Origin of the sequence: Pedobacter sp., assembly GCF_965279535.1 — a bacterium.
In the GTDB taxonomy this organism is placed as follows: Bacteria; Bacteroidota; Bacteroidia; order Sphingobacteriales; family Sphingobacteriaceae; genus Pedobacter.
Window position 1 is genome coordinate 1,536,328 of record NZ_OZ257244.1, and the last position, 12,144, is coordinate 1,548,471.

Annotated in this window: 12 protein-coding genes; 6 read left to right on the top strand and 6 right to left on the bottom strand. The window is 38.4% G+C overall.

Features of this window, described 5'->3' with window-relative positions; all coding sequences use genetic code 11:
* Nucleotides 1–19: 19 nt before the first annotated feature.
* Nucleotides 20–970, bottom strand: a complete 951-nt coding sequence (gene nusB, locus ACQY77_RS06010; protein WP_421938886.1) for a transcription antitermination factor NusB — start codon at nt 968–970, stop codon at nt 20–22.
* A gap of 46 nt (nt 971–1,016) precedes the next feature.
* Nucleotides 1,017–2,105 (bottom strand): Glu/Leu/Phe/Val family dehydrogenase, encoded by a 1,089-nt coding sequence (locus ACQY77_RS06015; protein ID WP_421938885.1) that lies wholly within the window; start codon nt 2,103–2,105, stop codon nt 1,017–1,019.
* Between the two features lie 131 nt (nt 2,106–2,236).
* On the opposite strand from ACQY77_RS06015, the gene ACQY77_RS06020 reads away from it, so the two are divergent.
* Nucleotides 2,237–4,027, top strand: coding sequence for an ABC transporter ATP-binding protein (locus tag ACQY77_RS06020; RefSeq protein ID WP_421938884.1), 1,791 nt, complete (start codon nt 2,237–2,239; stop codon nt 4,025–4,027).
* Nucleotides 4,028–4,106: 79 nt separating this feature from the next.
* Nucleotides 4,107–4,430 (top strand): DUF3276 family protein, encoded by a 324-nt coding sequence (locus tag ACQY77_RS06025; RefSeq protein ID WP_421938883.1) that lies wholly within the window; start codon nt 4,107–4,109, stop codon nt 4,428–4,430.
* A 78-nt stretch (nt 4,431–4,508) separates the two neighbouring features.
* Here ACQY77_RS06025 and ACQY77_RS06030 read toward each other — a convergent pair whose 3' ends face one another.
* Nucleotides 4,509–4,967 (bottom strand): hypothetical protein, encoded by a 459-nt coding sequence (locus ACQY77_RS06030; RefSeq protein WP_421938882.1) that lies wholly within the window; start codon nt 4,965–4,967, stop codon nt 4,509–4,511.
* A 216-nt stretch (nt 4,968–5,183) separates the two neighbouring features.
* Between ACQY77_RS06030 and ychF the strand changes: the two genes are divergently transcribed.
* The 3 genes from ychF (at nt 5,184) to ACQY77_RS06045 (ending at nt 7,448) form a co-directional block, all read left to right on the top strand.
* Nucleotides 5,184–6,284, top strand: a complete 1,101-nt coding sequence (ychF, locus tag ACQY77_RS06035) for a redox-regulated ATPase YchF (RefSeq protein ID WP_421938881.1) — start codon at nt 5,184–5,186, stop codon at nt 6,282–6,284.
* 181 nt (nt 6,285–6,465) lie between these two features.
* The gene (locus ACQY77_RS06040) at nt 6,466–6,960 is read left to right on the top strand and encodes a GNAT family N-acetyltransferase (protein WP_421938880.1); all 495 of its coding nucleotides are present in this window, start codon (nt 6,466–6,468) and stop codon (nt 6,958–6,960) included.
* Complete coding sequence (locus tag ACQY77_RS06045) at nt 6,957–7,448, top strand: MarR family winged helix-turn-helix transcriptional regulator (RefSeq protein ID WP_421938879.1); 492 nt, start codon at nt 6,957–6,959, stop codon at nt 7,446–7,448. The genes ACQY77_RS06040 and ACQY77_RS06045 overlap by 4 nt, the downstream gene beginning before the upstream one ends.
* Here the strand turns inward: ACQY77_RS06045 and ACQY77_RS06050 are convergent.
* Both ACQY77_RS06050 and mgtE read right to left on the bottom strand, forming a co-directional pair.
* Nucleotides 7,441–8,055, bottom strand: a complete 615-nt coding sequence (locus ACQY77_RS06050) for an HAD hydrolase-like protein (RefSeq protein WP_421938878.1) — start codon at nt 8,053–8,055, stop codon at nt 7,441–7,443. The two genes, ACQY77_RS06045 and ACQY77_RS06050, sit on opposite strands and share 8 nt — an antisense overlap.
* A gap of 10 nt (nt 8,056–8,065) precedes the next feature.
* Complete coding sequence (gene mgtE, locus ACQY77_RS06055) at nt 8,066–9,439, bottom strand: magnesium transporter (RefSeq protein ID WP_421938877.1); 1,374 nt, start codon at nt 9,437–9,439, stop codon at nt 8,066–8,068.
* A 254-nt stretch (nt 9,440–9,693) separates the two neighbouring features.
* On the opposite strand from mgtE, the gene ACQY77_RS06060 reads away from it, so the two are divergent.
* Complete coding sequence (locus tag ACQY77_RS06060; RefSeq protein ID WP_421938876.1) at nt 9,694–10,392, top strand: DUF4397 domain-containing protein; 699 nt, start codon at nt 9,694–9,696, stop codon at nt 10,390–10,392.
* 189 nt (nt 10,393–10,581) lie between these two features.
* Here ACQY77_RS06060 and ACQY77_RS06065 read toward each other — a convergent pair whose 3' ends face one another.
* On the bottom strand, nt 10,582–11,955 hold the full coding sequence (locus ACQY77_RS06065) for a M60 family metallopeptidase (RefSeq protein WP_421938875.1): 1,374 nt from the start codon (nt 11,953–11,955) through the stop codon (nt 10,582–10,584).
* Nucleotides 11,956–12,144: the final 189 nt, after the last annotated feature.

Genomic DNA, 12,144 nt, shown 5'->3' on the forward strand with positions numbered 1-12,144 from the left:
AGATTGCTCCTGCAACCAATTATTCTTCAATTAATCCGCGACCTATTTTTTTAATGGTGTTTGATTTTTTCAGGTCACCTAAAATTTTGTCTAAAATACCGTTAATAAATGAATTACTTTTCGGAGTACTGTAATCTTTTGATAACTCTAAGTACTCATTAATGGTAACTTTAACGGGAATCGATGGAAAATTTAATAGCTCACAGATAGCCATTTTCATTAAAATAGTATCCATTAAAGCAATACGCTCTGATTCCCAGTTTTTTGTTCTATCGGCAATCATATCCTGATACTTTGCATTATTTTGCAGGGTATGAACAAATAAATCCTGTACGAATTTGCTGTCTTCTACCCAATCAGCACTGATTTCAGTTAATTTGTTTTTAAATGGATCATCGTAAACGAAGTTTTTGAGTGTTTTGGCAACCATCCCCTTCATTACTTCATGATCTACCTGCCAATTGATAAATTTTTCTTCAAAAACCTGAATGATGGCCTGGTTTTTAAGAATAATCTTTCTGAAAATATATTTGATGATGTCTTTGGATGACTCCAGGGTTTCATTTGGATCGGCAAGGTATTCTGCATACTCATTCGAAGCTTTTAACGAATTGAACACAGTTTTACGAATTTCCGGATCAAATCCCCAATCTACCTTATATTTTTTAATGGCGGCGATATATTCGGGATTTTGTTGAAGAAGCACACTGAATTTATTGTGTAAAAGCTTCATGTTCGGATTGATATCATCCGCTGTTTTGATGTATTTGTTGGCCCGTTCAGCAGCATCATTTGCTGTAAACTCGGTTACTTCCACCATAAGAGAAAGCATCCAGATATACATTTCGTAAACGCTATCGATGCTTTGCATTAAAGTTTTAAGATCTCCTTTAATGTCTTTTTTGTCTGCCATGTGCCAAGCAAAAATATTTTGCAAAGCTTTAATTCTTAAGTGCCTTCTATTTAACATGAATGTAAGAACGATGTGGTTATTTAAACCGATTGATAATTAATAATTAATACGATGATTTTATTTTCTTTACATCTGCGATCCGCTTTTCAGCTATGCGGTTTGCAGCTATATTGGTAGATATACTTTCTGATTTACTTAATTTAATAACATTGCGTGTAGCATCATAAATATTTTCGGTAAGCTGAACAGTCCGCTTTTTTCCGAAGCCTGTAAGCTCTGAATAGCAAGATATTAATCCGCCTGCATTAATTAAATAATCAGGGGCAAACAAAATGCCTTTTTTTAACAAGAGCTCACTATCAGCTACTTCGTCTTTTAACTGGTTGTTTGCAGAACCTGCGATAATAGCGAATTTCATGCGTTCGATGGTTTTGCTATTTACGGTTGCTCCCATTGCACAAGGGGCATAAACATCGGCATCTATACCAAAAATTTTATCTGCTTCAATCGGTTTCGCTTTATACTTACGTGCTACATAAGTTAACTGCTCCTGATTGATGTCGCTAATCAGTACTTCTGCATTTTCCTTTCTCAATAAAGCAACCAGATGCTCGCCAACATTGCCAATACCTTGAACTACAATAGTCCTCCCTGCAAGCATATCCGTACCAAAAACTTCCTTAACACTGGCTTTTATCCCGAGATAAACACCTTGTGCAGTAAATGGTGCAGGATTTCCAGCCCCGCCTATAGATTCTGGCACACCTGTAACATAACTGGTTTCCATCCGGATAAACTCCATATCGCGGGTATTGGTTCCCATTTCTTCGGCAGTGATAAACTCCCCGTTCAAGTTTTTAATAAACCTACCGTAACTACGCATCAGCGTTTCGGTTTTATCTTTTCTGGAATCTCCAATAATAACACCTTTGCCACCACCAAGATTTAAACCTGTTATGGCTGATTTATAGGTCATTCCTCTTGATAAACGGAGCGCATCTTCTAAAGCTTCCCCCTCTGTGGCATAACTCCACATGCGGGTTCCACCCAAAGCGGGGCCCAAAGTTGTATCATGAATGGCGATGATTGCTTTTAAACCTGTGTCAGCATCATTACAGAAAACTAGTTTTTTGTGCCCATAAGCACTCAGTTGCTCTAAAATGGATGTATCTAAAGAAGAATTTGCTGGCATAATGTACGTACGGCTAAACCTGCTGCAAAATTAAAATAAAAAACCATTATTACACGTTTTTAACGAAACTATCACAAATTTACTTCAGCTTTAATTAAAATTCCTATCATAAATATCTAAGTTTGCCCAACATGAAACATCTAAGGCATTTAAACAAATACTTCTATAAATATAAGTGGTGGATTATTCCTGGAATCTTTTTCGTTGTGATATCGAATATTTTTGGCGTTGTTCCGGCGCAGGTTATTGGCTATGCTTTTGATTTGATTACCGAAAACATCCAGATTTATCGCACATTTGATGGTTTTGACCGCCAACAAATCATTTACGATATATTTAGTCAGTGCCTTTTATATTTTGGTCTTTTAGTTATTGGACTGTACATATTACGCGGCTTGTTTTTATTCTTTATGCGTCAAACCATTATTCTGATGTCGAGGCATATTGAATTTGATATGAAAAACGACATATATCAGCACTACCAGGATCTAAGCTTAGGTTTTTACCGCAGGAACAACACAGGCGATTTAATGAACAGGGCAACCGAAGATGTTAATCGGGTGCGCATGTATGTAGGCCCCGCCATTATGTATACTGCAAACACCTTTGTGCTTTCTGTTTTGATTATCTGGTCGATGTTTGATGTAAATACCAAGCTGGCACTTTATTCACTCCTCCCACTGCCCTTCCTTGTTATTATTATTTATTATGTAAATACGCTGATTTTCAAAAAAAGCGGCAAAATCCAGGAGCGGCTTTCAGAATTATCGAGTTTTGTTCAGGAGAGATTCTCCGGAATAAGGATTATTAAATCGTATGTTAGGGAAGATTACACTCGGGATAGATTTGCGGTACAGAGTAATGCCTACAAAAAAGATTCGATGAGTTTAGTAAAAGTATCGGCGCTTTTTTACCCCACTATGCTGCTTTTAATAGGATTAAGCACTATATTAACAATCTATATAGGTGGTATACAGGTAATTAACGGGAGTATTACTGCCGGTAATATTGCCGAATTTATTATTTACATTAACCAATTAACCTTTCCGGTAACCATGCTGGGATGGGTAACCTCGCTTATACAAAGAGCGGCTGCTTCACAAAAAAGAATCAACGAATTTTTGAATATTCCTTCAGACATTCAATCCAACGTTTCAAAGGAGCATACCCTCCAAGGCAACCTCAGTTTTAAAAATGTAAGCTTTACTTATCCGGATACCGGGATTAAAGCATTAGAAAACATAAGCTTTGAGATTAAGAGCGGCGAATTTGTAGCCATAATAGGCAAAACAGGCTCAGGGAAGTCTACATTAGCCAATTTAATTATGCGCATGTATGATGTGGGCCAGGGGGAAATTCAGATTGATGCACAACCTTTGAAATCGCTCAATCTAAAAAACTACAGGAGCCAGATCGGTTTTGTTCCTCAGGAAGTTTTTCTTTTTTCTGACACGATTAAGAACAATATTGCCTTTGGTTTAGACAAAACAACAGATGAGGAAGTACATGAGGCTGCAAAAAATGCTTCTGTTTACCATAACATTATTGAGTTTGATGAGCAGTTTGAAACCATGTTAGGGGAACGTGGTATAACCCTTTCGGGAGGACAAAAACAACGTGTATCTATTGCAAGGGCTTTAATCAAATCTCCGAAGATTTTAATATTTGACGACTGCCTTTCGGCTGTTGATACCAAAACTGAGGAAGAGATTTTACAAAATCTGGGCAAAATCATGAATGGAAAGACGAGTATTTTGATTGCACACCGGATTTCTACGATCAAAAATGCAGATAAGATTTTAGTGCTTGATAAGGGCAAAATCATTGAACAGGGCACACACGGTGAGCTACTTAGCCTAAATGGAGCCTATACTGCACTTTATAACAACCAACTTTTGGAAGAAGAAAGCCGAACTATTTAAATTGTGTTAAAATTGTATTTTGAACTTTAAATATTTGCTTTATATTTACCGAAACCAAAAACCACAATCAATACCAACCATGGGAGAATTCGACAACAAGGAAAGAGAAGAAGTTTTTTCAAAGAAAGTAAGAGCAGGAAAGAGAACTTACTTCTTCGACGTGAAGGCTACTCGCTCGGGTGATTATTATTTAACAGTAACCGAGAGCAAGAAAAGATTAGAAGACGGCGTATTTGTAAAACATAAAATCTTTTTATACAAAGAAGATTTCGAAAAATTTGCAGAAGGTCTTAACGAAACTGTTGATTACATCAAAACTCACCAGGATGTTGTGGAAAAACGCTACGAATATTCAGAAAATGGTGAACATGTAGCCAAATCAACTGACGATTTTTCTTTTTAAGTTATATAATTCAAAAAAAAAGCCTTTGCAAAACAAAGGCTTTTTTTTTATGCATTGACGGCAAAGATCTTTTGATGGTTATTTTACCATACTGGCAGCAACAATCATGATGAAAGATAAATAACCAATAATCATCACAATGGTAGCAATGCCCCAAAATTTGAATAATGATTTAAGATTTAGCATCGCATCATTTAAGCTGGCCTGCTCGCCATATAAGATACCATGACTTCCTTTATTTGAAAAACGGAATAAGAGTAAGCTTGGGTAGAAATATAAAAGCGCCAAAATAAGATAAAATACCGTTATTCCAATTGCTCCGATTCCGGCAAGTGGTCCTAATTGAGCCAGCATTGCTGGATTTGCAGTTATTGCAGCGCCTATTCCAAAAGATCCAATGATTAAAAAAGCAGATACAATGAAACCAATGATGGCCAATAGTCTGGTCCATTTGGTTGTTTCATAAATGTAGCTCCGCATTTCTTCTGTAACAATCAATTTGACTTCCTGTACCTGTTGCTCTTCGAATTCTTCCATGTTTAATACGCTAAATTTTGGATAAACTTAGATAAAATATAGCTCTGCTGCAAGAGCATGGGTTTAAATAAAGATTTTAAAACCTTATCTTTGCACGATTTTTAGTGGGAAAACAGAAAGGCCGGAGCGAAAAGTATGATGGATAAATTTGCTAATGCTGAAAAAACAAGCTAAAAAACACACCTAATTAGAAAATAGACAAAGAATTATATATAAATGGCATTACAATGTGGTATTGTTGGCTTACCAAACGTAGGTAAATCAACACTTTTTAACTGTTTATCAAACGCGAAGGCACAGGCTGCCAACTTCCCTTTTTGTACAATTGAACCTAATGTGGGTGTAATTACTGTACCTGATGATAGATTAACCAAACTTGCTGAGCTGGTTAAACCCCATAAAGTACAACCCAATACAATTGAGATTGTAGATATTGCCGGTTTAGTAAAAGGTGCTTCCAAGGGTGAGGGTTTGGGTAACCAGTTTTTAGGAAATATCCGGGCTACTAATGCGATTATCCACGTTTTGCGTTGTTTTGATGATGGAAATGTAATCCATGTTGATGGTTCTGTTGATCCGATCCGCGACAGGGAGATTATCGACACCGAGTTACAGTTAAAAGATCTTGATACCGTTGATAAGCGCATCCAGAAAGTGGAAAAAATGGCTAAAACCGGTGGCGATAAGGATGCTAAACGTACTTTTGAAATCCTTTCGGTTGTAAAACCACATTTAGAAAGTGGTAAATCTGTAAGAACTGCCCCCCTATCTGATGAAGATTTCGATTTTATCGTTGATCTGGGCCTACTTACTCAAAAACCAGTAATGTACGTTTGTAATGTAGATGAAGCTTCAGTGGTAACCGGTAATAAATATGTAGATTTAGTTAAAGCCAGTGTCGCTGATGAAAAAGCGGAAGTTTTGGTCATTTCTGCTAAAATCGAATCAGAAATCGCTGAATTAGAAAGTTATGAGGAACGCCAGGAATTTTTGGCTGATCTGGGCCTGGATGAATCAGGTGTTAACAAGTTGATTCGTGCAGCATACAAATTATTAAACCTGTACACTTATTTCACTGCGGGTGTACAAGAAGTTAGGGCCTGGACCATTACCAAAGGCTTTACTGCCCCTCAGGCTGCAGGTGTGATTCACACTGACTTCGAAAAAGGTTTCATTCGTGCGGAAGTAATCAAATATAACGACTTCGTAACCCTTGGTTCTGAAAATGCATGTAAAGAAGCCGGAAAACTTGGAGTAGAAGGGAAAACATATGTGGTGGAAGATGGTGACATCATGCACTTTAGATTTAATGTTTAATTAAAATCTAGCAATAAAGAAAGCCGCTTCTAATCAAAGCGGCTTTCTTGTTTTAGGAGCCTTTCCAATAACGGCAAAATAAACTGATCGAAGTACAGAACTGGTTATCGAACTAGATGTAAGTTCCAATCAAAATCACTTTTTATTTGTATTTATGTAGTTAACTACGTAGTTTTACGCTATGAATTTACAAGTTATCCCTATAAGCAATGAGCGCGCAATGGCGGTTATTGATATTATCTTACCCATACAACAAAAGGAATTTAATGTCCCCGTAACTTTAAGCGATCAGCCCGATTTACTGAACATAGAGGCCAATTATCACCAAAATGGTGGTTGCTTCTGGGGTGCAGAGATAGACGGAGAACTGGTTGGTACCATTGCGCTCATCAAATTTGATGCTCATGCAGGTGCTATCAGAAAGATGTTTGTAAAACAGGCTTTTCGTGGTAAGGAATTGGGAATTGCCCAAAAGCTTCTGAATACTTTAACGGGTTATTGCAGGGACAATGAAATCTGGAACCTTTATCTGGGTACAGTTCCTGTTTTACAGGCGGCAATCAGGTTTTATCAGAAAAATGACTTTGTTAACATTGAAAAGCAAAACCTTCCGGCAGCGTTCCCCCTGATGAGTGTAGACACCGAATTTTTCACTAAAAACATTCAAACTTTATGATGAACTTAATTGAAGAGTCGGGCATACTAGCGCTATCCACACGCCTGCAGCGATTGAGTGAACAGCTTAGAAAGGATGGGGCTTTGTTATATCAGGCTTTTGGAATCGACTTCGAGCCCAAGTGGTTTCCGGTAATTTATACTTTGCATCATAAACCCCATTTAAGTGTAGTAGAAATTGCAACAGAAATTGGCTATACCCACCCTTCCACCATTAGCTTACTGAAGGAGTTGGAGCAGCGGAAACTGATCCAATCGCAACGGGATAAGGCGGACGAACGAAAGCGTCTTTTATGTCTTACTGATCAGGGAACAGCCTTGATAACCCAGATGAAGCCTGTTTGGGAGGTGATGACTGATATTTTAAATCAGATTGTGCATAATGAGCATAACCTCTTCCTTGCTATTAACCAGGCAGAGGAAAAGCTCAAACATCAAAGCTTTTTACAACGAGCTTTACAATTAAAAAGCGAGCAAGACACTAAATAACCAGTCCAAAGCCCGCTAATTGTTCCTTTGTATCTTCGTAATCGATATGATGAATCCCTGTTAGGCCTAAAGTTTCGGCGATTTGCACAAAAAGCATCCGATCATCAATATACAAGCTTGTAGCTATGTCGCTTTGTGAAATATCAATGGCAACTTTAAAAATATCAGCATCAGGTTTGCGAAAATGTACAAAACTTGAAGAGATGAAGAAATCAATGAATTCATTTAACTTAAAAGTATTGATCCGGTATTGATTTAATTCCCTGCCTTCATTGCTAATCACGGCAACTTTAAGGTTATATTTTTTCTTCAGCTCACAAATGAGCTGAATCATTTCAGGATATGCCTGTGACTTACTGAACATGAATGTTTTGAAGTCATCGTATGTAAAAGAACGTTCTTCAAAGAAAACGATTCTCTCTAAATACTCATCCAATGTTAATTTACCTACTTCGTAAGTATCGAAAGTCAGGTGATGACGTTCTTCTAAATCTACCGAGTCTAGATTAAATAAAACCGCAGCTTCGCCTCTCGCCTTTCTATCCCATCCATTCGTTAATAATACTCCACCAATGTCGGTAAAGAGTGTGGTAATTTTCTTTTCCATTTATTAAAGTTTAAAGTAGAACGCCTTTTAAAAACATCATGGCGACAGAGAAATAAATAACCAGACCGGTAACATCCACAAGGGTTGCCACAAATGGTGCTGATGATGATGCAGGATCGGCGCCGAGGCGTTTAAGTAAAATAGGCAGCATTGAACCTGCGAGGGAGCCCCAAAGCACAATACCAACCAGTGCTACACCAACAGTACAACCGATTAAAAACCAATGGGGTCCGTACATAGTAGAAAAAAGTGTCCAGGCATAAATCCTAAAGAAGCCAATAGTTCCTAATGCAAGGCCTAATAATAATCCGGAGATTAGTTCGCGGCGCATCACCCTCCACCAATCTGCCAATGTAATTTCACCTAAGGCCATAGCCTGTATGATCAAAGTAGAAGCCTGGGAGCCGCTGTTACCGCCGCTGGAAATGATTAATGGAACAAAAAGCGCAAGGATAACGGCTTTTTCTATCTCCCCTTCAAAATAACCCATGGCAGTTGCGGTGAACATCTCTCCAAAGAATAAAATGATGAGCCAGCCTACGCGTTTTTTCACCAATTTTAAGATCGGCATATCCAGGTAAGGCTCGTCTAAAGCCTCCGTACCTCCAATTTTATGCATATCCTCAGTATACTCTTCATTCGCAATCCAGAGGATATCATCAACCGTTACTATTCCCAAGAGCACATTATTTTCATCCACCACAGGTAAGGCCACCCGGTTATTCATCCTAAAAATATTGATGGCATCTTCTTGTGGATCATTGGCTTTCAAGGCGATAAAGCGTTTATCCGTGAGTTCACCTATTTTTGATTCGGGATCAGCCAATAAAATTTCACGGATTCGGATATCATCTAATAAAATCCCCTCTCTGTCAATCACGTAAACCACATCAATCGTTTCGGAGTTTTTACCATACCTCCTGATGTGCGCTAATACCCTCGACACTGTCCACTCTGGTTTTACGGCTACATAATCAGGGGTCATTAAACGGCCTACACTATCTTCCTTATAACCCAACAAAGCCAGCGATTCTTTTCTTTCCTCCGCGGGAAGAAGGGTGATCATTTTCTTAACCACATCCCCTTTTAACTCGCTAAACAAGGCTGTCCGGTCATCAGGAGGTAAGTCCTTTATAATCTGGTTGAGTTTATTGCCTGAAAGTTTTTTAATAATTCTTTCCTGAGTAGGAAAATCAAGAATACGAAACACATTTACTGCCCGATTGAGCGAAATCGTTTCTATAAATTTGGCAGCATATTGCGGTAATTCATCAATAAGTTCTTCTACATCTGAAATATTCAGTTGATCGAGATACTGTTTCAATGCTTTATCATTCTCTTTTTCAAGCAGTTCCTGAATCTCTTCTACAACCAATTCTTCCATAACAAAAAACTAAAATGATTACATGCTTAAACCTTTATTTCCCGGTTCGCAAAGGTGCGGTTTTATTTTCAAAAATGCCAATCATTGGGCTTTTGAAAGGACATTTGTTCGTTAGCCATTGGTTTGTTGGTCATTGAATCACCTGTAGCCTGATACGGAGCTTATGTGAAGACATTGCTGTTTGAATTTGAACCTTTGTAGCGTAATCCTGCTGTTCTGCGTTTTAGGGTCAAAACATGATCCCTATATTTATAATGAGAAAAATCACTTCTTTTCCTAAAAGCATCATTGCCATGCTTTTGGTGTTCATTACATTCGGCTCTTGCAAGAAATCGCAAGAAGAAAATCAACCAGTACCCGTTAGAACCACAGCAAGTATATCCTTTAACAATGGTATCCCTGAACTAAACAAGCTAGATTTTTATGTAAATGGTACAAAAAAAGCCAGCTTGACCGATGCCTTGAACAGCACGTACAATGAAATTGCAACCGGAAAAATTGAGGTTAAGGTTATTAATCCAATTTCCGGAGCCATGGTTGCCACAACAACTTTAGAAATTTTAGCCAGAGATTATTCCATATTCCTTTGTGGCAACCCCATTGATCCAATTTTAGTTTTTTCGGAGGATAATTTAAATGCTCCTGGTACAGACAATGGAAAAATCCGATTTGTAAATCTAAGCCCTGCTGTCAAAAACCTGAGCATAAATGAAGTTGGTAAACAAGCTTTATTTAGCAACCGTCCTTATAAAACTTCTACCAGTTTTGAAAATATACCTGCCGCTAACGAGATCAGTTTTAACCTCAAGGAAACCGGCAGTGATGCTGTGATAACTACTTTAGAAAAAACCAAAATTGAGAAGGGCAAAATTTACACCCTAATTGCTACGGGGGAGCGTATAGAAAATGGCTCTAACGCGAACGTTAAACTCTTGGTATTGGTAAACAAATAAACCGCTCCGATTGAAGAAGTTGTACAGAAAGAGATCCGCTATGATTGGATATTTGTTCATTTTTGTCCTGCAGGGTATAAATGGAATCTTTCTGTACAACTTATTATTTTATTTGCTTCATAAAACCATATTACCTGATAATTTATGCTTCATTGGGGTAAATATGGTTAATGTTGCTTTAAAATCAACCTATTCGTTAAGGGTGCTGGGTTCTACAGTGGGCTGAGGTAATCCTAAGGCAGCTATTTCAGTATAAACACTCTCATTTACCAGGAATCCCCACTTTCTAAAGAAATTAGTTAGATTTTTACCAGATACAGTGCAGGCTTTCAGCATGAAATAACGCATTTTTTCAGCATCTGTGCTTACCACCGGAAGTTCTACACGCGTTTCTTTGTGTAATTGTTTATAAAAGTTATCACCATATGCCAGCCAAAGCTGATGGAACATGTATAGTCTTATCCAATCTCCATTGGTAATACTTCCATTGAAATCTTTAGTTGGGCTAGTATTAGCCAGATAGGTAGAAACAGCAGGCCATCTGTTATCACGTTTTAACCTGGACGGCGTTACACCCATTGCCCGCTCAACTGCAAGGGAATAGATATTAACGGTTACTTCGCCCAAGGTACTCCATTTCCATGCCTGTTGCTGGTGCATGTGACCAAGTTCATGCCAGGGTCCCCAGCCATCTACTCCTCCAAGTGTTGAGGTGAATGCGGCAGAAGCAGCTGCAGTTACATATCGGGTTCGGTAATGAGTAGCTGCCATCCAACCTGTACCATCGCTTTCTGTCATCAATATGCGTTGATGGATATTGACCTGATGTTGTGGAGCGGAACCGTCAATTCCACTAAAAGTATCTTCCACATCCATAGTTTGATCGGCTTTGCTTAAAACGTAATTGTTATCCTGACTTTGCGTATCCAATGCTCTTGCTCTGGAATAAACCTGGTACACCCTTGTTCCGATCAACACCACATCGGGTGATGTAGTGTAAGTGGCTAACTGATTAGCCCAATCTGTAGAGGTAGTTTGATTTTTTATGTATACAGGTGTTCTTACGTGTCCACTAACAAAGGTAATTCGTACCGTGCTTGAAGGTGTACCTGAAGTTACGAAACGTACCCATACCAGCCCGCCGTATTGGTCAGCAGTGATGTTATTCGTTCCGGTAGTGAGGCTGAACTCCTGGGGATTATTTTTGGCCGCATACCTGGAGTAAGTACCTATCAGGATTTTAGGGCGAGTAGTTCCCGACAGCTGTTGCACACTGATTTGCATGGTTGTATTGGGTGAGAGATAAAAACCAGTGGGATCAAAGTCTGACCAGGGAGCGCCCATATTTAGTCTTGTGGCTTCTGTAGGTCCGGATTTTAGTTCTGTAAAATCTTGAACATTACTCCCGATGGTAGTGTAAAGATTTGGATTTGATGATGCCATAAGTGCATCTGGCTTCTTCAAAGTATTGGAGTCCGGTTGAGGTTGCTCTTCTTTACAACCCGAGAGAATTAATGCACAAATCACAATGATGTGAAAAAAACTAAAAATTTTCTGTTTCATAATTTAATTTGATTAGTAGTAGTTAAGGTTAACGGATATACATTTTTCCCCTGCAGTTATCAGGGAGTCGTACTTTATTAAACTTTATCATGTGGTGTTACCTGAACCAATCATCAAAAAACCTGACCAAGAAAGAACACTGCGCAACCGTTTGACAAACAGACAAATAAATGTTTTCCGGAAGTAATT

Coding starts and splice junctions, on each gene's coding strand:
- nusB (WP_421938886.1), bottom strand. CDS start 970: ATGTTAAATAGAAGGCACTTAAGAATTAAAGCTTTGCAAAATATTTTT.
- ACQY77_RS06015 (WP_421938885.1), bottom strand. CDS start 2,105: ATGCCAGCAAATTCTTCTTTAGATACATCCATTTTAGAGCAACTGAGT.
- ACQY77_RS06020 (WP_421938884.1), top strand. CDS start 2,237: ATGAAACATCTAAGGCATTTAAACAAATACTTCTATAAATATAAGTGG.
- ACQY77_RS06025 (WP_421938883.1), top strand. CDS start 4,107: ATGGGAGAATTCGACAACAAGGAAAGAGAAGAAGTTTTTTCAAAGAAA.
- ACQY77_RS06030 (WP_421938882.1), bottom strand. CDS start 4,967: ATGGAAGAATTCGAAGAGCAACAGGTACAGGAAGTCAAATTGATTGTT.
- ychF (WP_421938881.1), top strand. CDS start 5,184: ATGGCATTACAATGTGGTATTGTTGGCTTACCAAACGTAGGTAAATCA.
- ACQY77_RS06040 (WP_421938880.1), top strand. CDS start 6,466: ATGAATTTACAAGTTATCCCTATAAGCAATGAGCGCGCAATGGCGGTT.
- ACQY77_RS06045 (WP_421938879.1), top strand. CDS start 6,957: ATGATGAACTTAATTGAAGAGTCGGGCATACTAGCGCTATCCACACGC.
- ACQY77_RS06050 (WP_421938878.1), bottom strand. CDS start 8,055: ATGGAAAAGAAAATTACCACACTCTTTACCGACATTGGTGGAGTATTA.
- mgtE (WP_421938877.1), bottom strand. CDS start 9,439: ATGGAAGAATTGGTTGTAGAAGAGATTCAGGAACTGCTTGAAAAAGAG.
- ACQY77_RS06060 (WP_421938876.1), top strand. CDS start 9,694: ATGAGAAAAATCACTTCTTTTCCTAAAAGCATCATTGCCATGCTTTTG.
- ACQY77_RS06065 (WP_421938875.1), bottom strand. CDS start 11,955: ATGAAACAGAAAATTTTTAGTTTTTTTCACATCATTGTGATTTGTGCA.